Origin of the sequence: Burkholderia sp. AU27893 (assembly GCF_002223205.1) — a bacterium.
GTDB lineage: Bacteria > Pseudomonadota > Gammaproteobacteria > Burkholderiales > Burkholderiaceae > Burkholderia.
In genome coordinates, this window is sequence record NZ_NKFD01000001.1 from 238,412 (window position 1) to 263,812 (window position 25,401).

Annotated in this window: 25 protein-coding genes; 22 read left to right on the forward strand and 3 right to left on the reverse strand. The window is 67.8% G+C overall.

All coding sequences use genetic code 11. The features are described from left to right. Positions 1 to 4: 4 nt before the first annotated feature. A complete protein-coding gene (gene aqpZ / locus CFB47_RS01060) occupies positions 5 to 748 on the reverse strand; it encodes an aquaporin Z (RefSeq protein ID WP_089424232.1) in 744 nt (247 codons plus the stop codon). Positions 749 to 1,047: 299 nt separating this feature from the next. Between aqpZ and CFB47_RS01065 the strand changes: the two genes are divergently transcribed. Further along, positions 1,048 to 1,344 (forward strand): H-NS histone family protein, encoded by a 297-nt coding sequence (locus CFB47_RS01065; RefSeq protein WP_021162849.1) that lies wholly within the window; start codon positions 1,048 to 1,050, stop codon positions 1,342 to 1,344. 106 nt (positions 1,345 to 1,450) lie between these two features. Here CFB47_RS01065 and CFB47_RS01070 read toward each other — a convergent pair whose 3' ends face one another. Together CFB47_RS01070 and CFB47_RS41610 are read right to left on the reverse strand one after the other, a co-directional pair. Then, the gene (locus tag CFB47_RS01070) at positions 1,451 to 2,515 is read right to left on the reverse strand and encodes a glycosyltransferase family 4 protein (RefSeq protein ID WP_046547453.1); all 1,065 of its coding nucleotides are present in this window, start codon (positions 2,513 to 2,515) and stop codon (positions 1,451 to 1,453) included. 228 nt (positions 2,516 to 2,743) lie between these two features. Then, on the reverse strand, positions 2,744 to 3,181 hold the full coding sequence (locus CFB47_RS41610) for a hypothetical protein (RefSeq protein WP_256946633.1): 438 nt from the start codon (positions 3,179 to 3,181) through the stop codon (positions 2,744 to 2,746). On the opposite strand from CFB47_RS41610, the gene flhD reads away from it, so the two are divergent. The 21 genes from flhD (at position 3,180) to CFB47_RS01180 (ending at position 25,400) form a co-directional block, all read left to right on the forward strand. Beyond that, a complete protein-coding gene (gene flhD / locus CFB47_RS01080; RefSeq protein ID WP_011350590.1) occupies positions 3,180 to 3,500 on the forward strand; it encodes a flagellar transcriptional regulator FlhD in 321 nt (106 codons plus the stop codon). The two genes, CFB47_RS41610 and flhD, sit on opposite strands and share 2 nt — an antisense overlap. Positions 3,501 to 3,592: 92 nt before the next feature. Then, positions 3,593 to 4,147 carry a flagellar transcriptional regulator FlhC gene (gene flhC, locus CFB47_RS01085; protein ID WP_034209584.1) on the forward strand — a complete coding sequence of 185 codons (555 nt, stop codon included), beginning with the start codon at positions 3,593 to 3,595 and terminating at the stop codon, positions 4,145 to 4,147. A gap of 168 nt (positions 4,148 to 4,315) precedes the next feature. Continuing rightward, on the forward strand, positions 4,316 to 5,176 hold the full coding sequence (gene motA / locus CFB47_RS01090) for a flagellar motor stator protein MotA (RefSeq protein WP_011350592.1): 861 nt from the start codon (positions 4,316 to 4,318) through the stop codon (positions 5,174 to 5,176). Between the two features lie 13 nt (positions 5,177 to 5,189). Next, positions 5,190 to 6,212, forward strand: coding sequence for a flagellar motor protein MotB (motB, locus tag CFB47_RS01095; protein ID WP_089438975.1), 1,023 nt, complete (start codon positions 5,190 to 5,192; stop codon positions 6,210 to 6,212). A 24-nt stretch (positions 6,213 to 6,236) separates the two neighbouring features. Beyond that, entirely contained in the window at positions 6,237 to 6,614 is a 378-nt protein-coding gene (locus CFB47_RS01100) for a response regulator (RefSeq protein ID WP_011350594.1), read from the forward strand. Positions 6,615 to 6,647: 33 nt separating this feature from the next. Next, complete coding sequence (cheA, locus tag CFB47_RS01105) at positions 6,648 to 8,924, forward strand: chemotaxis protein CheA (protein ID WP_089460306.1); 2,277 nt, start codon at positions 6,648 to 6,650, stop codon at positions 8,922 to 8,924. Between the two features lie 51 nt (positions 8,925 to 8,975). Continuing rightward, positions 8,976 to 9,491 (forward strand): chemotaxis protein CheW, encoded by a 516-nt coding sequence (gene cheW, locus CFB47_RS01110; RefSeq protein WP_043185043.1) that lies wholly within the window; start codon positions 8,976 to 8,978, stop codon positions 9,489 to 9,491. A gap of 37 nt (positions 9,492 to 9,528) precedes the next feature. After that, positions 9,529 to 11,514 (forward strand): methyl-accepting chemotaxis protein, encoded by a 1,986-nt coding sequence (locus CFB47_RS01115; RefSeq protein ID WP_089460307.1) that lies wholly within the window; start codon positions 9,529 to 9,531, stop codon positions 11,512 to 11,514. 3 nt (positions 11,515 to 11,517) lie between these two features. Continuing rightward, on the forward strand, positions 11,518 to 12,501 hold the full coding sequence (locus tag CFB47_RS01120; RefSeq protein WP_089460308.1) for a CheR family methyltransferase: 984 nt from the start codon (positions 11,518 to 11,520) through the stop codon (positions 12,499 to 12,501). Next, positions 12,498 to 13,223, forward strand: a complete 726-nt coding sequence (cheD, locus tag CFB47_RS01125; protein WP_089460309.1) for a chemoreceptor glutamine deamidase CheD — start codon at positions 12,498 to 12,500, stop codon at positions 13,221 to 13,223. Before CFB47_RS01120 ends, cheD begins: the two co-directional genes overlap by 4 nt. Continuing rightward, positions 13,220 to 14,311, forward strand: coding sequence for a chemotaxis response regulator protein-glutamate methylesterase (locus CFB47_RS01130; protein ID WP_089424237.1), 1,092 nt, complete (start codon positions 13,220 to 13,222; stop codon positions 14,309 to 14,311). Before cheD ends, CFB47_RS01130 begins: the two co-directional genes overlap by 4 nt. Before the next feature lie 67 nt (positions 14,312 to 14,378). Continuing rightward, positions 14,379 to 14,774 carry a chemotaxis response regulator CheY gene (gene cheY, locus CFB47_RS01135; RefSeq protein ID WP_039346818.1) on the forward strand — a complete coding sequence of 132 codons (396 nt, stop codon included), beginning with the start codon at positions 14,379 to 14,381 and terminating at the stop codon, positions 14,772 to 14,774. 1 nt (position 14,775) lies between these two features. Next, on the forward strand, positions 14,776 to 15,507 hold the full coding sequence (gene cheZ / locus CFB47_RS01140) for a protein phosphatase CheZ (RefSeq protein WP_089424238.1): 732 nt from the start codon (positions 14,776 to 14,778) through the stop codon (positions 15,505 to 15,507). Positions 15,508 to 15,768: 261 nt separating this feature from the next. Further along, the gene (locus CFB47_RS01145; protein ID WP_039346816.1) at positions 15,769 to 16,272 is read left to right on the forward strand and encodes a DUF2844 domain-containing protein; all 504 of its coding nucleotides are present in this window, start codon (positions 15,769 to 15,771) and stop codon (positions 16,270 to 16,272) included. A 16-nt stretch (positions 16,273 to 16,288) separates the two neighbouring features. Continuing rightward, positions 16,289 to 17,533, forward strand: coding sequence for a DUF3443 family protein (locus tag CFB47_RS01150; protein WP_089460310.1), 1,245 nt, complete (start codon positions 16,289 to 16,291; stop codon positions 17,531 to 17,533). A gap of 170 nt (positions 17,534 to 17,703) precedes the next feature. Further along, a complete protein-coding gene (locus CFB47_RS01155) occupies positions 17,704 to 18,201 on the forward strand; it encodes a VOC family protein (protein ID WP_089460311.1) in 498 nt (165 codons plus the stop codon). Between the two features lie 464 nt (positions 18,202 to 18,665). Beyond that, positions 18,666 to 19,046, forward strand: coding sequence for a DUF805 domain-containing protein (locus tag CFB47_RS01160; protein ID WP_089438983.1), 381 nt, complete (start codon positions 18,666 to 18,668; stop codon positions 19,044 to 19,046). A gap of 338 nt (positions 19,047 to 19,384) precedes the next feature. Beyond that, positions 19,385 to 20,581, forward strand: coding sequence for a flagellar biosynthesis protein FlhB (gene flhB / locus CFB47_RS01165; protein ID WP_089455398.1), 1,197 nt, complete (start codon positions 19,385 to 19,387; stop codon positions 20,579 to 20,581). Positions 20,582 to 20,732: 151 nt separating this feature from the next. Continuing rightward, the gene (flhA, locus tag CFB47_RS01170) at positions 20,733 to 22,832 is read left to right on the forward strand and encodes a flagellar biosynthesis protein FlhA (protein ID WP_089438985.1); all 2,100 of its coding nucleotides are present in this window, start codon (positions 20,733 to 20,735) and stop codon (positions 22,830 to 22,832) included. After that, positions 22,829 to 24,589, forward strand: a complete 1,761-nt coding sequence (gene flhF / locus CFB47_RS01175; protein WP_089460312.1) for a flagellar biosynthesis protein FlhF — start codon at positions 22,829 to 22,831, stop codon at positions 24,587 to 24,589. Before flhA ends, flhF begins: the two co-directional genes overlap by 4 nt. Next, complete coding sequence (locus tag CFB47_RS01180; protein ID WP_089438987.1) at positions 24,582 to 25,400, forward strand: flagellar biosynthesis protein FlhG; 819 nt, start codon at positions 24,582 to 24,584, stop codon at positions 25,398 to 25,400. The genes flhF and CFB47_RS01180 overlap by 8 nt, the downstream gene beginning before the upstream one ends. The last annotated feature ends 1 nt before the right edge of the window (position 25,401 follow it).

The following is a 25,401-nucleotide window of genomic DNA, read 5'->3' on the forward strand; positions in this document are numbered from 1 at the left end:
TGTTTTATTCGCTTGTGCGAGCCGATGCCGGCAGCAGGTCGACGGCGTCGTCACGCCCCGCGACCAGCGGATAGATGATCCCGGCGAGTACCGCGCCGATGATCGGTGCCACCCAGAACAGCCAGAGTTGGCCGATCGCATCGCCGCCCACGAACAGCGCGGGGCCGGTCGAGCGGGCCGGGTTCACCGACGTGTTGGTGACCGGAATCGAGATCAGGTGGATCAGCGTCAGGCACAGGCCGATCGCGATCGGCGCAAAGCCGGCCGGCACGCCGCGCTTGTCGGTGGCGCCCAGGATCACGAACAGGAAGAAGCCCGTCATCACGACTTCGCAAATGAACGCCGAACTGAGTGCGTAGTGGCCGGGCGAGCGCTCGCCGAAGCCGTTCGTCGCAAAGCCGCTGCCGACGACGTCGAAGCCCGGCTTGCCGGTCGCGATCAGGTACAGCACGAACGCGCCGAGCGTCGCGCCGACCACCTGCGCGACGATGTACGGCACGAGATCGCGGGCGGGGAAGCGGCCGGCGACCGTCAGGCCGACGCTCACTGCCGGGTTCAGGTGGCAGCCCGAAATGTGGCCAATTGCGAATGCCATCGTCAGCACAGTCAGGCCGAAGGCAAGTGCGACGCCGGCAAAGCCGATGCCGAGGCCCGGAAAGGCGGCGGCCAGCACGGCGCTTCCGCACCCGCCGAGCACCAGCCAGAACGTGCCGAATACCTCTGCAGCGAGACGCTGAGAAAGATTCATGTAAGGACCTCGTTCAAGTGGATTGAAGACAACCGGACGACGCGACGGATTTAAACCGTCACCCGGAATTGGTCTGGATTATAGGAAATGAATCGGGTGGGGGAGGGTCAACGATTGTTAAATTTGAATAGCTGACGAATGCCTTTTATTAGAATAAGTCCGCATTCTCGATATAGCCGATTCGGTTAAAGATGACAGCATTAATTTCGAAGGGCAGGGCGGCAGTGCGGATGGCGTAACGGATGTTGGTGTCCCGGCCGGATTCGCCGGGGCCGCATCATCAAAAGGGGAGTCAAAAAATGTCTCAATACGCGAAACTCAAGGCGCAGATCGCCGATCTGCAAGCCCAGGCGGACGATGTACGCCGCCAGGAAGTGGCGGCGGTGATTGCGGAAGTCCAGCAAAAGATTGCCGAATATGGGCTGACCGCCCAGGATCTGGGCTTCGCGGAGCGAGCGAAGCGCGGGCGTCCGCCGAAGAAGGCGCCGCTGCCCCCGAAATACCGCGATCCGAAGTCGGGCGCGACCTGGAGCGGGCGAGGCAAGCCGCCGAATTGGATCGTCGGTAAAAACCGCGATCGTTTCCTCATCGAATGACCGAAAACCCGAACAAAAGAGCCGCATCGAGATGCGGCTCTTTTGTTATCCGCGCCAATTTCGGCGCGGGAATGGATTACGGCATATTTCCTTGCGGCATTCCGTGTCAGGCGCCGGCGACCCGGCGCAATGCCGGTTGACGGGCTCCCGTGCAAAGCGATTCGTAAGTTTCGACATATCGCTGCGCCATGGCTTTCGAGCTGAAGCGCGTATCGAAACGTTCGCGGATGGCGGTGCGCGACAGGCTGTCGATCCGGTGCAGCGCGCCGACCGCGCCCTGCACGTCCTCGACGATGAAGCCGGTCACGCCGTCCTCGATCACCTCGGGCACCGAGCCGCGATTGAACGCGACGACCGGCGTGCCGCAGGCCATCGCCTCGATCATCACCAGGCCGAACGGCTCCGGCCAGTCGATCGGGAACAGCAACGCCTTCGCGCCGGACAGGAACGCGGGCTTCTGCGCCTCGTTGATCTCGCCGATGAATTCGACGTGCGCCTGGTCGAGCAGCGGCTCGATCACTTCCTTGAAGTAGTCGGCGTCGGCCTTGTCGACCTTCGCGGCGATCTTCAGCGGCAGCCCGCTTTGCGCGGCGATCCGGATCGCGGTGTCGACGCGCTTTTCCGGGCAGATCCGGCCGAGGAACGCGAGGTATTCGGGCTTCACGCCCGGTTGCGGCGTGAGCAGCGTGTCGGGCAGCCCGTGATACACGGTGCCGGCCCACGCGGCCTGCGGCAGCGGCTTGCGCTGGTTGTTCGAGATCGACACGACCGGCGCGTCCGGGAACGCGTCGAACACCGGCTGCAGCTCCGGCAGGTCGAGGCGGCCGTGCAGCGTCGTCACGTACGGCGTGTCGAGGCGCGACATCAGCGGGAACGGCAGGTAGTCGAGGTGGAAGTGCAGCACGTCGAATTCGTGCGCGACCCGGGCCACCTTTTCGAGGAGCCGCATATGGGGCGCCATCGAATCGCGGATCGACGGGTCGAGCCGCAGTGCGCGCGGCCAGGCCGCCTCGAGACGGGCCGACGTGACGGAGTCGCCGCTGGCGAACAGGGTCACGTCGTGGCCGAGATCGACGAGCGCTTCGGTGAGGTAGGACACGACACGCTCGGTGCCGCCGTAGAGTTTCGGCGGAACGGCTTCGTAAAGCGGCGCGATCTGGGCAATTCGCATGGATGTTCTCCTGTTTCGATCCGGGGGCGCGGGGGCGCCGGTGCGGATCGCGTGCAACGTTGCGGAACTCGCCGGCGTACGCGGTTGGCGGTACGTGGCCGTGCCCTGGGCGGGGTGCGCGGGGCGCCGGACGGCAAGCTGCGGGGCGGGCCGGCACGGCTCGCGCCGCCGCCCATTGGAGTCCATTATCGATATCGCCCTGAGGGGTTCGAGTGTTTTTTCAAACACTTAAGGCTTGTTACACGATGAAATACGCGAAAACCCCGATAAAAAGGGCGCGGAAACAGGAATGGAGATAGACGCAACTATTGTTGCGTCTTCGTGAAAAAGCACTATAATTTTTACCGATCCGATTGCCGGCAGCCTTGCTGGCAAGCCTTCCGCTACCGAGCGGAGGCCATCGGACACATCACAGCCGAATTCGCGCTGCCAGCCGTTTCCCCAATTGAGCCTTCCAATTCGCCTTGTCGGAAAAATTCCTACACGGTTTACAGACAAATCCTGCATGGCATACGCCACTTCGCTGATACCGGCATAAATGCCGTTTGGCCAAAATTCGCCCTGTAAGACTATAAACGAGCCGACTGAGCGCCAAGAGCGCCCTGATCGAGCAAACGTTTTCATAACACGAATGGCCAAAGCAAAGCTCTTTAACGGGGGAATCATGAGCGCTACCAGCGAAATGCTCAGTGAGATCAAAGAGGTCAACCTGTCGTACCTCCTCCTCGCGCAACGCCTGCTGCGGGAAGACAAAGCGATGGGCATGTTCCGCATGGGCATTTCCCAGGAACTCGCCGACGTGCTCGCCAACCTCACGCTCGCGCAGACCGTGAAGCTGGCCGCGTCGAACCAGATGCTGTGCCGCTTCCGCTTCGATGATCATGCGCTGCTCTCGTCGCTCGCCGACAAGGGCCGCAGCGATGTCGTCGCGCACGCCCACTCGGCCATCCTGATGGCCGGGCAGCAGGTCGAAGGCGTCCGCTGATCCATCCCGCCTTGCGTGTGTCCCGGCGTGCCGCGCCGGTGGGCAGCGTATTGGCCATCCATCCGAATAACGTCAAGCGGACGGTTATCACCATGGCAAGCAAAAGCGTCGTGATCGAGGTGAAGGAAATCACCCTCGCCATCGAACTGATCGAACTGGGCGCCCGGCTGCAACTGCTGGAAGCGGAGACGAGCCTGTCGCGGGACCGTCTGATCAAGCTGTACAAGGAACTGAAGGGCGTGTCGCCGCCGAAGGGGATGCTGCCGTTCTCGACCGACTGGTTCATGACGTGGCAGCCGAACATCCACTCGTCGCTGTTCTACAACATCTACCGGTTCATGCAGGACCACGGCCGCTGCGAGCCGATCCAGTCGATCGTGAAGGCGTACCGGCTCTATCTGGAGCACGTGAACCTGTCCGGCGACGAGGCCGCGCTGAGCCTCACGCGCGCGTGGACGCTCGTGCGCTTCTTCGATTCGGGGATGCTGCAGATGACCCCGTGCACGCGCTGCGGCGGTCACTTCGTCGCGCATGCGCATGATCCACATCAAGGTTTCGTCTGCGGCCTCTGCCAGCCGCCGTCGCGCGCGGGCAAGACCCGCAAGGCCGCCGCCGCGCGCGCCGAACTGGCCGCTGCCGCGGCCTGAGCAGCGCCGGGCGGGGCGTTCAGGCCGTGCCGGATGGCGCGAATCGTCTGCGAATTGCTGGTAAACACCGTCGGGCCGCCGCCTGGCCGCCCGCGAAAGTTTTCCTGCCGACTGCCGTAAACCTGTTTAACGGCGGTCTCCCCGCCGGTCATTCGTGAGGGACAGGCAGTGCTGATTATCGTGGGAACACTCGTGACGCTGTTGTCCGTCTTCGGCGGTTATGCGCTGGCAGGCGGGCATCTGGGCGCCTTGATCCAGCCCGTCGAGATCCTGATGATCGTGGGCGCGGGTGTCGGCGCGTTCATCCTCGGCAACGGCGGCAAGACCATCAAGGCCACGCTGCGCGTGCTGCCGACGCTCTTCAAGGGCTCGAAATACACGAAGGATGTCTACATGGAGCTGATGGCGCTTCTTTACGTGCTGCTCGCGAAGGCACGCAAGGAAGGCACGCTCACGCTCGAGGCCGACATCGACGACCCGGAAAAGAGCCCGATCTTCACGCAATACCCGAAGATCCTCGCCGATCACCACATCGTCGAATTCCTGACCGACTACCTGCGCCTGATGGTGGGCGGCAACATGAACGCGTTCGAGATCGAGAGCCTGATGGACGAGGAGATCGAGACGCACCACGCGGAAGGCGAAGGCCCCGCGCATGCGCTGATGCGCGTCGGCGACGCGATGCCGGCGTTCGGCATCGTCGCGGCCGTGATGGGCGTCGTGCACACGATGGCGTCGGCCGACAAGCCGCCCGCAGTGCTCGGCGCGATGATCGCGCAGGCGCTGGTCGGCACGTTCCTCGGGATCCTGCTGTCGTACGGGCTGATCGGGCCGCTCGCGAGCCTCGCGGAGCAGCGCGTCGCCGAGTCGACCAAGATGTTCCAGTGCATCAAGGTGACGATCCTCGCGACGCTGAACGGCTATGCGCCGGCGATCGCGGTCGAATTCGGCCGCAAGGTGCTGTTCTCGACCGAGCGCCCGTCGTTCTCCGAGCTCGAAGAACATGTGCGCCGCGTGAAGGCGAAGTGACGCGGAGCGCCCAATGAGCAAGAGCAAGGATCGCGCAATCGTCGTCAAGCGGGTGGCCCCGGCGAAGAAGGGCCACCATGGCGGCGCCTGGAAGCTCGCGTACGCGGACTTCATGACCGCGATGATGGCGTTCTTCCTGCTGATGTGGCTGCTGAGCTCGGTCACGCCGGTGCAGCTGAAGGGGATCGCCGAATACTTCAACACGCCGCTGAAGGCCGCGCTGTTCGGCAGCGGCGACCGCAGCTCGCAGGATTCCAGCATCATCAACGGCGGCGGCCGCGACCTGTCGAGCGTCGACGCCGGCACGCTGCGCCGCACCGACGGCACCACGCAGCTCGCCGAACGCCTCGCGAAGATGGGCGACGAGCATTCCCGCTCGCAGCAGAACGCGCAGGCCGCGCAGGACCGGCTCGAGCAGGCGCGCCTGCACGACCTGCAGATCAAGCTGATGGCCGCGATCGAGGCCAACCCGACGCTGCGCCAGTTCAAGCAGCAGATCCGCATCGATTCCACGCTGATGGGGCTGCGCATCGAGATCGTCGATTCGCAGAAGCGGCCGATGTTCGCGATGTCGAGCGACCACGTCGAGCCGTACATGCGCGACATCCTGCGCGAGATCGGCAAGACGCTGAACGACGTGCCGAACCGGATCATCGTCCAGGGCCACACCGACGCCGTGCCGTACGCGGGCGGCGAGGGCGGCTACAGCAACTGGGAGCTGTCGGCCGACCGCGCGAACGCGTCGCGCCGCGAGCTGATCGCCGGCGGCATGGGCGAGGCGAAAGTGCTGCGCGTGCTCGGCCTCGCGTCGACCCAGAACCTGAACAAGGCCGACCCGCTCGATCCGGAAAACCGCCGGATCAGCGTGATCGTGCTGAACCGCAAATCCGAAGAGGCGCTGATGCGCGACGATGCGACGACCACGACGCTGTCGGCCGATGCGGCCGGCTCGCAGCAGCTCGCGCAGCAGCTGGCCCCGGCGCCGGCCGTGCGCCCGGCGCTCGCGGCGTCCGCCGTCGCCGTGCCGAAACCCTGATATCGACAAGATTCCGAGACAGACATGATCCGAACCATTCTCGCCATCGACGACTCCGCGACCATGCGTGCGCTGCTGCAGGCAACGCTGATGCAGGCCGGCTACGACGTGACGGTGGCGCCGGACGGCGAGGCCGGCTTCGACCTGGCGGCCACCGTGCCGTACGACCTGGTGCTGACCGACCAGAACATGCCGCGCAAGAGCGGGCTGGAAGTGATCGCCGCGCTGCGCAAGCTCACTGCCTATACGGAAACGCCGATCCTCGTGCTGACGACCGAAGGCAGCGACGCGTTCAAGGACGCCGCACGCGACGCGGGCGCGACCGGCTGGATCGAAAAGCCGATCGACCCTGCCGTGCTGGTCGACCTGGTCGCGACGCTGTCCGAGCCGGCCGCCTCCTGACATTCACGCGACGCATTCAACCCGGGACCGGGCATGACTCTCGACATCACTCAGTTCTACCAGACATTTTTCGACGAAGCGGACGAGCTGCTCGCACAGATGGAGCAGCTGCTGCTGAACCTCGACGTCGGTTCGCCCGACCCCGAGGATCTGGCCGCGATCTTCCGCGCCGCGCATTCGATCAAGGGCGGCGCGGCGACGTTCGGCTTTTCCGCGCTGACCGATACGACGCACATCCTCGAATCGCTGCTCGACCGCGCACGCAACCATGAACTGACGCTGACCAAGGAAATGGTCGACGCGTTCCTGGAGACCAAGGACGTGCTGTCCGACCAGCTCGTCGACTACCGCGCGAGCGCCGAACCGGATGCGGCCGCCGCCGCGACGATCTGCGCGAAGCTCGAACGGCTGAAGGCCGAGAGCGGCGCAGGTGCGCCGGCAGCCGCTGCTGCTGCGCCCGCTGCGCCGGTCGCGGCCGTCGCGGCACCGGCTGCGCCGGCCGTGGAACCGGCCGCCGGCGACGATCGCGTGCCCGACCACGTGATCGAGCAGGCCGTCGCGGCCGCGCATCCGGCGGGCGACGCAGGCGAAGGCGGCCCGCACCTGAAGATCACGCTCGTGGGCGTCGACGCGAAGGATCGCGAACTGCTCACCGAAGAACTCGGCAACCTCGGCCGGATCGTCGGCCGCGAGGAAGTGGGCGCCGACCTGACGCTGTGGGTCGAATCGGACGTGCCGTCGGACGACATCGTCGCCGTGTGCTGCTTCGTGATCGACGAAAGCCAGATCCGCGTCGGGCACGGCACGGCGCCGGCCGCACCGGCTGCCGCGCAGGACGCCGCGGCGCCGGCCGCGGAACCGGTCGTCGCCGCGCAACCGGCGCGCGCCGAGGTATTCGCGCCGCAGGCCGCGGCACCGCAACCGGCGGCACTGGCACCGGCCGCACCCGCGCCCGTCGAGCCGGCCGCCGCCGCCGAGCCGGCCGCCGCCGCCGCGCCCCAAGCGCCGCAGCCGGCCCAGCCGGCGCCCGCCGACCACGCGCCGCAGGCCGCCGCGCATCACGACGACAAGCGCGCGCGCCCGGCCGCCGCCGCGGCATCGGGCGCCGAAGGCAGCTCGATTCGCGTCGGTGTCGAGAAGGTCGACCAGCTGATCAACCTGGTCGGCGAGCTCGTGATCACGCAGGCGATGCTCGCGGAAACCGCGAGCGCGTTCGATCCGGCGCTGCACGACCGCCTGTTCAACGGGATGGCGCAGCTCGAGCGCAACGCGCGCGACCTGCAGGAAGCGGTGATGTCGATCCGCATGATGCCGATGGACTACGTGTTCAGCCGCTTCCCGCGTCTCGTGCGCGACCTCGCCGGCAAGCTCGGCAAGCAGGTCGAGCTCGTCACGTTCGGCCAGGCGACCGAACTGGACAAGAGCCTGATCGAACGGATCATCGATCCGCTGACCCACCTCGTGCGCAACAGCCTCGACCACGGGATCGAGACGGTCGACAAGCGCGTGGCCGCCGGCAAGGACGCCGTGGGCCAGCTGGTGCTGTCGGCCGCGCATCACGGCGGCAACATCGTGATCGAGGTGAGCGACGACGGCGCGGGCCTGAACCGCGAGCGGATCCTCGCGAAGGCCGCGAAACAGGGCATGCAGGTGTCCGACAACATCAGCGACGACGAAGTCTGGCAGCTGATCTTCGCACCGGGCTTCTCGACCGCCGAGACGGTGACCGACGTGTCGGGCCGCGGCGTCGGGATGGACGTCGTGAAGCGCAACATCCAGTCGATGGGCGGCCACGTGGAAATCACGTCGGTGGCCGGCCGCGGCACGACCACGCGGATCGTGCTGCCGCTGACGCTCGCGATCCTCGACGGGATGTCGGTGAAGGTCGGCAACGAGATCTTCATCCTGCCGCTGAACTTCGTGATGGAGTCGCTGCAGCCGTCGAACGACGACATCTACACGGTCGGCAACGGCGAGCGCGTGGTGCGCGTGCGCGGCGAATACCTGCCGCTGGTCGCGCTGCACGAAGTGTTCTCGGTCGACGACGCGCGCACCGACCCGACGCAGGGGATCGTCACGATCATGGAAACCGAGGGGCGCCGCTTCGCGATGCTGATCGACGAGCTGGTCGGCCAGCAGCAGGTGGTCGTGAAGAACCTCGAAACCAATTACCGCAAGGTGCACGGCATCTCGGCAGCGACCATCCTCGGCGACGGCAGCGTCGCGCTGATCGTCGACGTCGCGGCGCTGAACCGCGAAACCCGTGCGACGCACGGCGCCCGAGCCGGCGCCGAGCTCGCGATGTTCTGATGTCACTCGCCATTCAACCGATTGGGGGCAAACGTGTCTGCTGAAGTCCAAATGATCAATCCGGCCGCGGCGAACGCGGCAACGAGCCGCCGCGACGCGGAACAAGGCGACGCGACGGGCCAGGAGTTCCTCGTCTTCACGCTCGGCGACGAGGAATACGGGATCGACATCCTGAAGGTGCAGGAAATCCGCGGCTACGACAGCGTCACGCGCATCGCGAACGCGCCCGAGTTCATCAAGGGCGTGATCAACCTGCGCGGGATCATCGTGCCGATCGTCGACATGCGGATCAAGTTCCATCTCGGCCGCGTCGAGTACGACCACCAGACCGTCGTGATCATCCTGAACGTCGCGCATCGCGTGGTCGGGATGGTGGTCGACGGCGTGTCGGACGTGCTGACGCTGCAGACCGACCAGATCATGCCGGCGCCGGAATTCGGCGCGACGCTGACGACCGAGTACCTGACGGGCCTCGGCACGGTCGACGGCCGCATGCTGATCCTGATGGATATCGAGAAGCTGATGTCGAGCCGTGAAATGGCGCTGATCGAGACGCTCGGCGGGTAAGCGCGCGGCGCGCGCAGGAATTTCGGGAGAATCTGCAATGTTGCATAACTGGTCGATCCGCACGACGCTCACGGCGATCGGACTCATCCTCGTGGCGCTGGCCGCAGCCGTCGGCGGGCTCGGCCTCTACGCGCTCAATCACGCGAGCCGCTCGCTCGACGAGATCGCGCACGTCGACCTGCCGGCGATCCATGCGCTCGACGACACGGCCGCGCAGTTGCTGCGCTCGCGCGTGGCGCTCGATCGCTTCCGTACGCTGACCGAATCCGGTAACGGGGCCGACGCCACGAAGGTGCTCGATCGCGCGCAGGAGCTGTTCGCGAAGTCGAACCAGAACTGGCAGGCGTTCCAGTCGTTGCCGAAGCTCGGCGTCGAGCAGGCGCTCCTCGACGAGCTTTCCACGCGCTACACGACGATCGTGAAGGAAGGCGTCGAGCCCGAATTCACGGCGGCGCGCGCGGGCGACATGGCGGCGTACCACGCGGTGGCCGACACGAAGATCAGCCCGATGTTCATCGCGTTCGACCAGACGGCGGCGGCCGTGATCGCCGCGCTGCAGAAGCGCGCGGAAGATCGCCAGGCCGCGACGCAGTCGCAGATCTCGCTGATGATCGGCCTGATCGCGGCCGGCATCGCGATCGCGTTCGTCGTCGTGATCGCGATCCGCTTTGCGTTGCGCGGGCTGATCGTGCAGCCGCTGGAAGACGCGATCGCGCACTTCGAGCGCATCGCCGGCGGCGACCTCACGCAGCCGGTGAACGTGTTCAGCACCAACGAGATCGGCCGCCTGTTCGGCGGCATCAAGCGGATGCAGGACGCCGTCACGACGATGGTGCAGGCCGTGCATCGCGGCACCGAGTCGATCGACGTCGGTGCGCGTGAGATCTCGACCGGCAACACCGACCTGTCGCAGCGCACCGAGGAGCAGGCCGCGTCGCTGCAGGAAACCGCGTCGAGCATGGAGCAGCTGACGGGCACCGTGCGGCAGAACGCGGAGAACGCACGGCAGGCCAGCCAGCTCGCGGTGAATGCCTCGGACATCGCGACGCAGGGCGGCGAAGTGGTCGGCCAGGTCGTGTCGACGATGCAGGACATCGCGGCGAGCTCGGGCAAGGTCGTCGACATCATCGGCACGATCGAAGGCATCGCATTCCAGACCAACATCCTCGCGCTGAACGCTGCGGTCGAAGCCGCGCGTGCGGGCGAGCAGGGCCGTGGCTTCGCGGTGGTCGCGGGCGAGGTGCGCTCGCTCGCGCAGCGCAGCGCGAGCGCCGCGAAGGAAATCAAGCAGCTGATCGGCGATTCGGCGGAGAAGGTCGAAAGCGGGTCGGCGCTCGTGTCGCGCGCCGGCACGACGATGGACGAGATCGTACAGGCCGTGCGCCGCGTGACCGACATCATGGGCGAGATCAGCGCCGCGTCGGACGAGCAGTCGACCGGCATCGAGCAGGTCAACCGCGCGGTCGGCCAGATGGATTCGGTCACGCAGCAGAACGCGGCGCTCGTCGAGCAGGCGGCCGCCGCGGCGGCGTCGCTCGAGGAGCAGACGCGCCAGATGAAGGCGATCGTGTCGGGCTGGCGCGTGGCGGGCGGCATCGTGCTCGCGCCGTCGCGCGGGGTCGCGCGGCCGCTCGCGCATGAGCCCGCGCCGGCGCTGACGTCGGAGCCGCGTTTCGATGCGGCGCCGGTCGCCGCGCTGCCGGCGCCGCAGGCTGCCGCCCAACCGGCACGGCGCGCCGCGCCGGCACCGCGTGCCGCCGCCGCGGCTGCATCGGGTGCATCGGGTGCCGCGGGTGCGGGCCATGAAACGAAGCGTGCGGCCGATACCGGCGCGCACGCGCACAAGGAGGCACCGGCTTCCCGCGGCACGGCTGCGGGCGGCTACGGGCCGCGTCTCGCGAAAACCGCCGCACCGGCCGACAAGCCGGCCGCGAAGCCAGCGCTCGTGCGCCCGGCGCTGAACGGCGAGAAGCCGGCGGCGGCCACGGCCGGCACGTCCGACGACGATTGGGAGACCTTCTAAACCATGCCGCACGCGCGCGCGCCGTTTCGACCCGATGAACCGGATGCCTCGCCTCGCGCGAGCGAGCCGGGGCGCGACTTCGCGTTCACCAGCGCGGATTTCGCACGCATTCGCGCGCTGATTCATCAACGCGCGGGGATCTCGCTGTCCGAGCACAAGCGCGACATGGCGTACAGCCGTCTCGCGCGCCGCTTGCGGGCACGCGGCCTCGACACGTTCCGCGACTACCTCGACCTGCTCGAGCAGGAAGACGATCCGCTCGAGTGGGAAGCGTTCACCAATGCGCTGACGACGAACCTGACCGCGTTCTTCCGCGAGTCGCACCATTTCCCGATCCTGTCGGATTTCGTGAAAGGGCGGCCGGCGCCGGTCTCGGTCTGGTGCTCGGCGGCGTCGACCGGCGAGGAGCCTTACTCGATCGCGATCACGCTGATCGAGGCGCTTGGCGAATCGGCCGCGCGCGGCGCGTCGATCCTCGCGACCGACCTCGACACGCAGGTGCTCGCGAAGGCGGAGGCCGGCATCTACACGTACGACCAGGTCAAGCACCTGTCGCCGGAGCGGCTGAAGCGCTTCTTCCTGAAGGGCACGGGCGCGCAGGCCGGGCGCGTGAAGGTGCGTCCCGAGCTGCGCGCGATGATCCGCTTCGAGCAGCTGAACCTGACCGATGCGGATTACGGGATCGCGAAGCCGTTCGACGCGATCTTCTGCCGCAACGTGATGATCTATTTCGACAAGCCGACCCAGGGGCAGGTGCTGTCGCGCTTCGAGCCGCTCGTGAAGCCGGGCGGGCTGCTGTTCGCCGGCCATTCGGAAAACTTCACGTATGTCACGCAGGCATTCCGGCTGCGCGGGCAGACGGTGTACGAGCTGACCCGCGACGCCGCCCAGGGCGCGCGGCCGCGGGGCGCGCAGCCGAGCGCGATGCCGTCTGCCACGCGCAGGCATGCCGCGGGCGCCGCATCCGCTCTTGGAGAGCGCGGATGAGCGCCCTGCCGATCGCCACCAATCGCTACTTCGACAACCACTTCGGCCGTCCCGGCGTGAAGCTGCTGCCGAACGAGTTCTACACGACGTCCGAGGACATGGTGCTGATGACCGTGCTCGGCTCGTGCGTCGCCGCGTGCCTGCACGACCCGTACGCGGGCATCGGCGGGATGAACCACTTCATGCTGCCCGACGACGGCGCCGATCCGGGCGCGGCCGCGTCGGAATCGATGCGCTACGGCGCGTATGCGATGGAAGTGCTGATCAACGAGATGATCAAGGCCGGCGGGCGCCGCGAACGCTTCGAGGCGAAGGTGTTCGGGGGCGCCGCCGTGCTGGCCGGGATGACGACGATCAACATCGGCGATCGCAACGCGGATTTCGTGCGCCGCTACCTCGCGCTCGAGCGCATCCGCATCACGGCGGAAGACCTGCAGGGCGTGCACCCGCGCAAGGTCGCGTTCATGGCGGCCACGGGGCGCGCGGCGGTGAAGAAGCTGCGGCTGCAGGTGCCGGGCGTCACCGAGCGCGAAGCCGCGCTCGCCCGCGAGGCCGATCGCGCCCGCGCCGCACGGCCGCGTCCGCAGGTCGAGCTGTTCGCGGCGAAGCGTCCGGCGCCGCCGCAGCCGGCGCGCCCGCGCATCGAGCTGTTCGGCGCGCGCAGCGCGGCGCCGGCCGCCGGCGTGCGGCCGGCGAACCTATCAAGAAAGCAGGAGGCATGACCGCAGTGCAGAAGATCAAAGTGTTGTGCGTCGACGATTCGGCGCTGATCCGCAGCCTGATGACCGAGATCATCAACAGCCAGCCCGACATGACGGTGTGCGCGACCGCGCCCGATCCGCTCGTCGCGCGCGAGCTCATCAAGCAGCACAACCCCGACGTGCTTACGCTCGACGTCGAAATGCCGCGCATGGACGGGCTCGACTTCCTCGAGAAGCTGATGCGGCTGCGGCCGATGCCGGTCGTGATGGTGTCGTCGCTGACCGAGCGCGGCTCGGAAATCACGCTGCGCGCGCTCGAGCTCGGCGCGGTCGATTTCGTCACGAAGCCGCGCGTCGGGATTCGCGACGGGATGCTCGACTACGCGGAAAAGCTCGCCGACAAGATCCGCGCGGCGTCGCGGGCGCGCGTGCGCCAGGCGCCGCAGCCGCAGGCCGCCGCGCGCGCGACGGACAGCCACCCGGCCGCGCCGATGATCAACAACCCGCTCGTCAGTACCGAGAAGCTGATCATCATCGGCGCGTCGACGGGCGGCACCGAGGCGATCCGCGAAGTGCTGACGCCGCTGCCGCCGGATGCGCCGGCCGTGCTGATCGCGCAGCACATGCCGCCGGGCTTCACGAAGTCGTTCGCGCAGCGGCTGAACGGCCTGTGCCGGATCGCGGTGAAGGAAGCCGAGCACGGCGAGCGCGTGCTGCCGGGTCACGCGTATATTGCGCCGGGCCACGCGCACCTGTTGCTTGCGCGAAGCGGGGCGAACTATATTGCGCAACTGTCGGACGAGCCGCCGGTGAACCGGCACCGCCCGTCGGTCGACGTGCTGTTCCGCTCGGCGGCGACGCACGCGGGCAAGAACGCGCTCGGGGTGATCCTGACCGGGATGGGCCGCGACGGCGCGGCCGGCCTGCTGGAGATGAAACGCGCGGGCGCTCACACGTTCGCGCAGGATGAAGCAAGCTGCATCGTGTTCGGGATGCCGCGCGAGGCGATCGCGCTCGGCGGCGCGGACGAGATCGTGCCGCTCGCCGAGATGAGCCGTCGCGTGATGGCGCGCCTGGCGACGATGGGCGACCGCGTGCAGCGCGTTTGAATGGAATGTCACGGGGCGCGTGCCACGATACGCGTCCCGACGGAAACGAATCTGGAAAGGAACGACGATGGACAAGAGCATGAAAATCCTGGTGGTGGACGATTTCCCGACGATGCGCCGGATCGTCCGCAACCTGCTCAAGGAACTGGGCTATTCGAACGTCGACGAGGCCGAGGACGGCGCGGCCGGCCTCGCGCGGCTGCGCGGCGGCGGTTTCGACTTCGTGATCTCCGACTGGAACATGCCGAACCTCGACGGCCTCGCGATGCTCAAGGAAATCCGCGCGGACGCGACGCTCACGCACCTGCCGGTGCTGATGGTCACGGCCGAGTCGAAGAAGGAGAACATCATCGCGGCGGCGCAGGCCGGCGCGAGCGGCTACGTCGTGAAACCGTTCACGGCCGCGACGCTCGACGAGAAGCTGAACAAGATCATCGACAAGATGGCGAAGACCGGGAGCTGACGTGAACGAGCCGATCCATGCCGCGCTGACCGGCGCCGGGTTCAGCGCCGACGGCCAGGCCGAAGGCGCCGATTTCGCGAGCGACCGCATCCTCGCGCGCATCGGCCATGTCACGCGCACGCTGCGCGATTCGATGCGCGAGCTCGGGCTCGACAAGCATGTCGAGCGGGCGGCGGAAGCCGTGCCCGATGCGCGCGACCGGTTGCGCTACGTCGCGACGATGACCGAGCAGGCCGCCGTGCGCGTGCTGAACGCGATCGAGGTCGCGAAGCCGATGCAGGAGCGCATCCAGAACGAGGCCGAGGCGCTCGACGCGCGCTGGGCGCAGTGGTACGCGGCACCGATCGAGCACGCGGAAGTGCGCGAGCTGATGGACGATACGCGCACGTTCCTGCGCACGCTGCCCGAATCGGCTTCGGCCACCCGCGCGCAACTGCTCGAGATCATGCTCGCGCAGGATTTCCAGGATCTGACCGGGCAGGTGATCAAGAAGATCATGGACATGGTCTACCTGATCGAGCAGCAGCTCCTCACGGTGCTCGTCGAGAACATCGCGCCCGAGCGGCGCGAGCAGTTCGCGGCCACCGCGGCTTTGCTCGCGGCCGAGCAGATCAGCCCGACCGGCAGCCCCGAGTCGCTGCTGAACGGCCCGCAGATCGCGCCGGAAGGCAAGACCGACGTGGTCCAGGACCAGGGGCAGGTGGACGACCTGCTCGCCAGCCTGGGCTTCTGACCCTGCCGCAGGCATCGGTGCGCCGCATCTCGCAGCGGCGCCCGATGCCCGCTTCACCCCCTCCCCCGCACTGCTTCACCGCGCACGCTGCCCCGCGTGGCGCAGCGCGATCCTGCGTCAAATTGACACTTCGATACACTCAGCAGGCATACTACGCGTCAGCAGCAACGTAGCGACATTCGTACGATTTCATCTGTTGGCAGGTGGCGCGGGCGCGATGGCCGCACCGCCGGCAACAAAGCCAGTCCCTTGGGGGGGAACGTGAAGCTGAAACGCTTGGGCTGGGCCGTCGCGCACGCGACGGCTGCAATGGGTGTGCTGTGGAGCGTCCACGCATACGCTGAACTGGGCGGCGCGCCGATGTCGCCGCCGGCGGACGATCAGGCCGCAACCGTGCGCGCGTTGCAGCGTGCGATGCGTTCGGCAGACGGCATGCAGACGAGCACGGCTGCCTATACCGTCCGCGAGATCACGCTCGGATCGGGCACCGTCATCCACGAATACACGTCGGCCGCCGGCAGCGTGTTCGGCCTCGCATGGCAAGGGCCGACGATGCCGGATCTCGCGTCGCTGCTCGGCAGCTATTTCCCGCAGTACACCGCAGGCGTCCAGGCGGCGCACAAGGCGCGCGGCTGGCGCGCGCCCGTGTCCGTCGACACCAGCGGCCTCGTGATCCGGACAGGCGGCCACATGGGCGCCTTCTCGGGCCAGGCGTGGCTGCCGGCGGCGCTGCCTGCCGGCCTGACCGGCACCGACATCCAGTGACAGCGGGAGAGCGATCTTGAGAATTCCTCGTACATTCAAGCGCTGGCTCGGCGTGCTGGGCCTCGCGGCGGCGACGGCGGTCCTCGTGACGGCTTGCGGCGGCGGAGACGGCGGCGGCAGCAGCTCGGGCAGCAACGGCAACGGCGGCAACAACGGTAACGGCGGCTCGGACGGCAATTCCGGGAACACGGCCGTCATCACCGTCAACGCCGGCGTCGCGAACGTGATCAACATCCCGACCGTCAGCCTGAAGGTCTGCGCGCCGGGTACGTCGAACTGCCAGGTGGTCAACAACGTGCTCGTCGACACCGCGTCCTACGGGCTGCGGCTCGTCGGCAGCGCCGTGTCGGGCGTGCTCGGCAGCCTCCCGCAGGTGACGAGCGGCGGCGCGCCGGTCGCCGAGTGCGGCAAGTTCGTGTCGAGCTACACGTGGGGCTCGGTGCGCACGGTCGACCTGTCGATCGGCTCCGAGCAGGCGAGTTCGCTGCCCGTGCAGATCATCGGCGACCTCGGCACGACCAACGTGCCGAGCTCGTGCACGAACGGCGGCGCGTCGGCCAACTCGGCGAGCGCGCTCGGCGCGAACGGGATCCTCGGCATCGGGCCGGCGCCGGTCGACTGCGGCACGACCTGCGCGACGTCGACGTCGACGAACAACAACTATTACGCGTGCCCGAACGGCAACAACGCGAACTGCACGGTCGCGCTCGTGCCGGTGGCGCAACAGGTCGCCAACCCGGTGCATCGCTTCGCCGACAGCAGCGGGGTGAGCGTGAGCATGTCGAAGATTTCGGACAGTGGGCAAGCCAGTGCAACCGGGACGCTGACGTTCGGCCTGCCCGACCTGACCGGGAAGACGGTGATGACGTCGACCACGACGGGCGACGTCAGCGCGACGTTCCAGGGGCGCAACGTGACCGCGTTCTTCGATACGGGTTCGAATGCGTACTTCTTCAACGATACGTCGGGCACGTTGCCGGCCTGCCCGAAGAACACGCAGTTCTACTGCCCGTCGACGACGACCAGCAATTCGGCGACGCTGACCGGCCAGAACGGCGTGAGCGGCACGGTGACGATGCCCGTCGCGAACGCGGATTCGCTGTTCTCGAACCCGTCGACGTTCGCGTTCGACGACATCGCGGGCCCGTTCGGCTCGTCCGGCTGGCTCGACATCGGCATGCCGCACTTCTACAACCGGACGATCTACTTCGGGATGGACAAGACCGCGAGCGGCGGCGCGGCGCCCTTCGTCGCGTTCTGACGCGGCACGGCGACACGCGGGACCAGGGGGGGGGCGAGCGATCGCCCCCTTTTTTATTCGGCGGCCGTACGCGGCACGACGAGTCCGGCCGGCGCGCCGCCGCGCGCGGGCACAGCGCCTACGATGTAATACCGGCACCCGTGCCGACACGACATCGAGGAGGCAGCGCCATGAACCCGCGCATACAACGCATCACGCCGTTCCTGTGGTTCGACCGCGACGCCGAGGCGGCCGCCGGTTTCTACGTATCGGTGTTCGACAACGCGCGCATCGTGCACGTCGCACGCTACGGCAAGGCCGGCGCGCACGCGTCCGGCAGCGCGGAGGGCGCGGTGATGACCGTCGCGTTCGAACTCGACGGGCAGGCCTTCGTCGCGCTGAACGGCGGGCCCGCGTTCCAGATCACGCCGGCCGTGTCGTTCGTCGTCAACTGCCGGGACCAGGACGAAATCGACCGCTACTGGGCGCGCCTGTCGGAAGGCGGCGACGAGCGTGCGCAGCAGTGCGGCTGGCTGCGCGACCGCTTCGGCGTGTCGTGGCAGGTCGTGCCGGCGCAGATGAGCGAGCTGATGACGGGCGATCCGGCGCGCGCGGAGCGCGTGATGGCGCAGGTGATGACGATGAAGAAGCTCGATCTCGACGCGCTGCAGCGGGCGGCGGCGGGCTAGGCGGACTAGGCGGCGGGAACCCGTTGCAGGCGGCCAGCGCGCCAGGCAAGCGACAGCAACGTAACGAGCGGATGACGGAGCATGGGTGCGGTTCGACCGGAATCGGCGAGTCATGGCGAAGCGTAGCGCGCTTTGCACGCCCGCGTAATGCCGGCCGGTTAATCGAATGCGGCACACTCGCCGTCGATTATCGATTGCACTCGATTTCATTCGGACGTAATCAAATGCTGGATTATCCGGGGCTGTCGTTTCTGTCAGGTATTCAAGATTATTAAAATGACGCGGCATGCAAGTCGATAGCGCCGGATTCCGCTGTTGCAGCCATTCCCGCACCGCGCGGGCCGGCGAGACGGCCGGTGCGCGGACTACCCGGCATGTGAAAAGAGATGGAGTCCGCCGACATTCAAACATATAATGCCGGCGTTGTTTCCGGGGTCGTCTATATAAAACATGAGGGTAATAAAATGAATTTTTCCGAAGCCGTTCGTGCCGTACTCAATAAATACGCAACCTTCGAAGGCCGTGCGCGTCGTGCCGAATACTGGTATTTCGTGCTGTTGACCACGGTGCTGTCGATCGCCGCGCAGATCATCGGCGTGGCCGGCCGCGACGGCGGCCTGATCACGCTGCTGCTGCTCGGCGTGCTCGCCCTGATTTCGCTGGCGCTGATCATTCCGGGCATCGCGGTCAGCGTTCGCCGCCTGCACGATACGGGCCGCTCGGGCTGGTTTCTGCTGCTCGGGCTGATTCCGGTCGTCGGCGGCATCCTGCTGCTGGTATGGACGTGCTCGCGCGGCACCGAAGGTCCGAACCGCTTCGGCGCGGACCCGATCGTGGCGGCCTGACCGACGCCTGCCCCGACGCGCGACGCCGCCGCGTCGGGGCCCGATTTCGCGTCGCCTCCGCTGCACCGCTTTACTGCCTCACCGTTTCCGCGTTTTTCCCCGCTTCACGCCGTCGCCGCTCCGCCCGGAGCCGACACCCGTCATCGCCCCCGCCGGCACGTTTTTCCGCCGCGCCGCACCCCGTTCCGTCCCCCGTCCGGCCCGCGTTCGCACCGGCTCGCCGATTCTCCGAAATACCCCCCTTTCCCGGCTTTGCTCGACCGATCGGCGTTTGACGCCTCCATGAATAATCGGTGTCACTGGAAAGCGGCATTCCGCCGTACCCGACTGGAGGCCCCGTGGCAGACGAGAGCGATCTCGACAAGACCGAAGCCGCCACTCCCAGGCGCCGCGAGAAGGCGCGCGAGGAGGGGCAGGTCGCGCGTTCGCGCGAGCTGGCTTCGTTCGCGCTGCTCGCGGCCGGGTTCTACGGCGCGTGGCTGCTCGCGGGCCCGTCGGGCGGGCATCTGCAGGCGATGCTGCGCGGCGCGTTCACGTTCGATCGCGCGACCGCGTTCGACACGAGCCGGATGCTGTCGGCGGCCGGCAGCGCGAGCCTCGAAGGCTTCGCCGCGCTGCTGCCGATCCTCGCGCTCACCGGCGTCGCCGCGCTGCTCGCGCCGATGGCGCTTGGCGGCTGGCTGATCTCGTCGAAGACGTTCGAGCTCAAGTTCGACCGCCTGAACCCGATCTCGGGCCTCGGCCGGATCTTCTCGATCCAGGGGCCGATCCAGCTCGGGATGTCGTTCGCGAAGACGCTGGTCGTCGGCGGCATCGGCAGCATCGCGATCTGGCGCAGCAAGGACGAGCTGCTCGCCCTCGCGACGCAGCCGCTGCGCGTGGCGCTCCCCGATGCACTGCACCTGATCGCCGTGTGCTGCGGCACGACGGTCGCCGGGATGCTGGTGGTCGCCGCACTCGATGTGCCTTACCAAATCTGGCAGTACAACAAGAAGTTGCGCATGACGAAGGAAGAAGTGAAGCGCGAGCATCGCGAGAACGAAGGCGATCCGCACGTGAAGGGGCGGATTCGCCAGCAGCAGCGCGCGATCGCGCGCCGCCGGATGATGGCGGCCGTGCCGAAGGCCGACGTGGTCGTGACGAACCCGACGCACTTCGCCGTCGCGCTGCAATACACGGACGGCGAGATGCGCGCGCCGAAGGTCGTCGCGAAGGGCGTGAACCTCGTCGCCGCGCGCATCCGCGAACTCGCGGCCGAACACAACGTGCCGCTGCTCGAAGCGCCGCCGCTCGCGCGTGCGCTGTATCACAACGTCGAACTCGAACGCGAGATTCCCGGCTCGCTGTACTCGGCCGTCGCCGAAGTGCTCGCGTGGGTCTACCAGCTCAAGCGCTTCCGTTCGGAAGGCGGTGCGTTCCCGGCGATGCCGGTCGATCTGGAGGTGCCGGCCGACCTCGACAAGGGCGCGTCGGTGTCCGCCGAAGACGAGCGCGAAGAACAGGAAGACACGCTCGGTAACGGAGGCACGGCATGATTAGCCCCCACGCTCACTTTCGTTCGCTGCCCCCCGAGGGGGCGGCTGCCGTCCACGGTCGGCTTTGCAAAGCCGACCGGCTGCGCGGGCGCGGAGCAATGCTCCGCGAATTCCCCGCTACGCCCCTTGGGGCGGCCCGGCAGGAGGCAGCATGAGCACCCCGACCGGCCTGTTCGCGAAGCGCCCGAACATGCTCGCGGGTACCAACCTGCGCGCGCTCGCGGGCCCGATCCTCATCTGCATGATTTTGGGGATGATGATCCTGCCGCTGCCGCCGATGCTGCTGGATCTGCTGTTCACGTTCAACATCGCGCTGTCCGTGATGGTGCTGCTCGTCAGCATGTACACGATGAAGCCGCTCGACTTCGCGGCGTTCCCGAGCGTGCTGCTGTTCTCCACGCTCCTGCGCCTGTCGCTGAACGTCGCGTCGACGCGCGTCGTGCTGCTCGAAGGCCACACGGGCCCGGACGCGGCCGGCCAGGTGATCGAGGCGTTCGGCCATTTCCTGGTCGGCGGCAACTTTGCGGTCGGCATCGTCGTGTTCGTGATCCTGATGATCATCAACTTCATGGTGATCACGAAGGGCGCGGGGCGGATCGCCGAAGTGTCCGCGCGCTTCACGCTCGACGCGATGCCCGGCAAGCAGATGGCGATCGATGCCGACCTGAACGCGGGCCTCATCAACGAAGAGCAGGCGCGCAAGCGCCGCCTGGCCGTGTCGCAGGAAGCCGAGTTCTACGGGTCGATGGACGGCGCGTCGAAGTTCGTGCGCGGCGACGCGATCGCCGGCCTGATCATCATGGCGATCAACGTGATCGGCGGGCTGATCGTCGGGATGGTCCAGCACGACATGAGTTTCGCCGCGGCCGGCACGAACTACACGCTGCTGACGATCGGCGACGGCCTCGTCGCGCAGATCCCGTCGCTGGTGATCTCGACCGCGGCCGGCGTGATCGTGTCGCGCGTCGCGACCGACGAGGACATCGGCACGCAGATCACCGGCCAGCTGTTCACGAACCCGCGCGTGCTGAACATCACCGGCGCGATCATCGTGCTGATGGGGCTGATCCCGGGCATGCCGCACTTCGCGTTCCTCGCACTCGGCGGCGGCGCGATCTGGCTGGCCCGCACGCAGACCAAGCGCGCGGCGGCCCGCAAGGCGGCCGGCGACCTGACCGACATCGCGCCGCCCGCGGTGCTGCCGGCGGACAGCCACGAGGCGACCTGGGACGACGTGCAGCTGATCGACCCGCTCGGGCTGGAAGTCGGTTACCGCCTGATCCCGCTCGTCGACAAGAACAGCGACGGCGAACTGCTCAAGCGCATCAAGAGCATCCGCAAGAAATTCGCACAGGAAATCGGCTTCCTGCCGCCGGTGATCCATATCCGCGACAACCTCGAGCTGCGGCCGAACGCGTACCGGATCGCGCTGAAGGGCGTCGAGATCGGCGTGGGCGAAGTGTTCCCGGGCCAGTGGCTCGCGATCAACCCCGGCCAGGTGACGGCCGCGCTGCCGGGCGCCGTCACGCAGGATCCCGCGTTCGGGCTGCCGGCGGTGTGGATCGACGTCGCGATGCGCGAGCAGGCGCAGGTGTACGGCTACACGGTGGTCGACGCGAGCACGGTCGTCGCGACGCACCTGAACCATCTGGTCGTCCAGCACGCGGCCGAGCTGCTCGGCCGCCAGGAAGTGCAGTCGCTCATCGAGCGCACCGGCAAGGATGCGCCGTCGCTCGTCGAGGACCTCGTGCCGAAGACGATCTCGCTGACGACGCTGCAGAAGGTGCTGCAGAACCTGCTCGAGGAAGGCGTACCGATCCGCGACATGCGCACGATTCTCGAAGCCGTGTCCGAACACGCGGGCCGCGGCGACGCGTTCGAGATCACGGCCGCGGTGCGGCTGTCGCTCGGCCGCGCGATCACGCAGCAGTGGTATCCGGGCACCGGCGAAATGCAGGTGATGGGCCTCGACTCGAATCTCGAGCGCGTGCTGTCGCAGGCGCTCGCCACCGGCGCGAACCCGGGCCTCGAACCCGGCCTCGCGCACAACCTTCTGACCGGCACGCAACAGGCGATGCTGCGTCAACAGAATCTCGGGCTGCCGCCCGTGCTGCTGGTGCAGCACGCGCTGCGCGCGATGCTCGCGCGTTTCCTGCGCCGCAGCCTGCCGCAATTGAAAGTGCTGTCGTATGCCGAAGTGCCGGACACACGCACGATCAAAGTCGTTAACGTCATCGGGGGTTCCGCTTGAACATTCGCAAATTCACCGGCGCAACGAGCCGCGACGCACTTCGTCTGGTGCGCGAGGCGCTCGGCGCCGACGCGGTCGTGCTGTCGAACCGTACGCTCGATGACGGCAGCGTGGAAATCGTCGCCCTGGCAGATTCGGACCTGGCCGCCGTGGCCCCGCCGGCCGCGGCACGCCCGCGCATCGCCGCGTCGCGCACGCCGGAATCGGTGCCGGCTGCCGCCGTGCCGGGCATCGTGTCGCGCCCGGGCGCGCCGCTGGGCCGCCCGACGGTCAATCCGTATGCGGCAGGCGAAGGCGGGCTGCCGGACGTGTTCTCGTCGGTGTTCGGTGCAAGCGCCGACGCGGACGAGGCGACGGCGCAACCTTCGGCGCTCGATGACGAAGCGCCGGCAGCGGCAGCGCCGTCTTCCGCGGCCGCCGCTCCAGCCGCCGCCGCGCCGGCCGCCGCCTCCGAACCCGCGCCGTGGCTCGTCGAGCACGCGAAGCGTCTGACGCAGCAGCGCGACGCGCTGATGGCGCGTGCGCAGGCGACGCCCGCCGCGCCGCCTGCGAGCGCGCCTGCCCCGCAGACCGCCGCGAGCGCGACGCCGCCCAACTGGGCGCGCGACATCGTGCGCGACGCCGAACGCCGGATGCCGGCCGCCGCCACCCGCGCGCCCGATACGAACACCAGCGCCGCGTACGCCGCGAAGGCGGCCGAGCGCACGCGCCTGTCCGCCGACGCGGCCGCCGCGGTGGCCGACGCCGTGAAGTCGCGCATCGAGCGGATCGTCAACGATACGGTGATGCAGGAGCTCGGCGAACTGCGCGGGATGATGGCCGAGCAGTTCGACAGCCTGATGTGGCACGACCGCCAGCGTCGCAGCGCCGTGCATGGCGCGCTGACGAAGCACCTGTTCGCGGCCGGTTTCTCCGCGCAGCTCGTGCGGATGCTGGTCGACAACATGCCGGCCGGCGACGGCGCGCAGACCTTCGAACAGGCCGCCGAATGGGCGCAGTCGGTGCTCGCGTCGAACCTGCCGGTGCTCGACAGCGAAGATGCGCTGATGGAGCGCGGCGGCGTGTTCGCGCTGATGGGGCCGACGGGCGTCGGCAAGACGACCACCACCGCGAAGCTGGCCGCACGCTGCGTGATGCGCTTCGGCGCGAGCAAGGTCGCGCTGCTGACCACCGACAGCTACCGGATCGGCGGCCACGAGCAGCTGCGCATCTTCGGCAAGATCCTCGGCGTGCCGGTGCACGCGGTGAAGGATGCGGGCGACCTCGCGCTCGCGCTGTCCGAGCTGCGCAACAAGCACATCGTGCTGATCGACACGATCGGCATGAGCCAGCGCGATCGCGCGGTGTCCGACCAGATCGCGATGCTGCACGGCGCGAACGCGCCGGTGCAGCGCCTGCTGCTGCTCAACGCGACCAGCCACGGCGACACGCTCAACGAAGTCGTGCAGGCATACCGCAGCGCGGGCGAGCATCCGGACCTGGCCGGCTGCATCCTCACGAAGCTCGACGAGGCGACCCACCTCGGCGGCGTGCTCGACACGGTGATCCGCTACAAGCTGCCGATCCATTACGTGTCGACCGGCCAGAAGGTGCCGGAGAACCTGTACGTCGCGTCGACCAAATTCCTGCTGAAGAGCGCGTTCTGTGTACCGCGTGACGGCTCCCCCTTCGTGCCGCAAGACGAGGACATGCCGACGCTGCTTTCCGCACTGACCGCACGTTCCACCGCCGAGCTTCACGAGGTGCGATTTGGATAAACGAATCATCGACCAGGCCGAAGGGCTGCGGCGCCTGCTGGCCGGGCGCGCGTCACGCATCGTCGCGGTGGCGGGCGGGCCGGCGGGGGTCGGCTGCACGTCCACCGTCGTGAACCTGGCGGCGGCGCTCGCGTCGCTCGGCAAGGATGTGCTCGTCGTCGACGAGCGTACCGACGTGCATTCGGCCAGCGCGACGCTGGCGGGCGCGTGGCTGCGCGACGGCGAGCGCACGCGGGTCGCGGCCGGCTTCGGCCTGTGCGCCGCGGCGCGGCTCGCGCGCACCGGCTACACCGACGCGCAGCTGAGCGATTTCATCGACGGCCCGGCCGACATCGTCCTCGTCGACGCGCAACTCGGCGCCGACGGCTCGTTCTCGGCGCTCGCCCGCGAAGCGCACGACGTGCTGGTCGTCACGCGGGTCGCCGCGCAGGCGATCACCGAGGCGTATGCATACATGAAGCGGCTGCATTTCGCGCACGCGTTCGCGCAGTTCCGCGTGCTGACCAATCACGTCGGCAGCCACGCGGACGCGAAGGTCGCGTTCGACAACCTCGCGGGCGTCGCGAGCCGCTACCTGACGGTGTCGATCGCCGACGCGGGCTGCGTGAGCGCCGATCCGCTCGTCGAGCATGCGCGCGAGCTGACGCGTGCCGCGGTCGACGCGTTCCCGTCGTCGGCCGCCGCGCGTGACTACCGGCAGATTGCCGCCGACCTGCTGTACTGGCCGATGCGCCCGCACTCGGGTGCCGGCCGCGCCGTGCACGCGGGCGGCAAGCCGTCGTATGAGGCGGGCGCGGCACACGCCGCGTGAG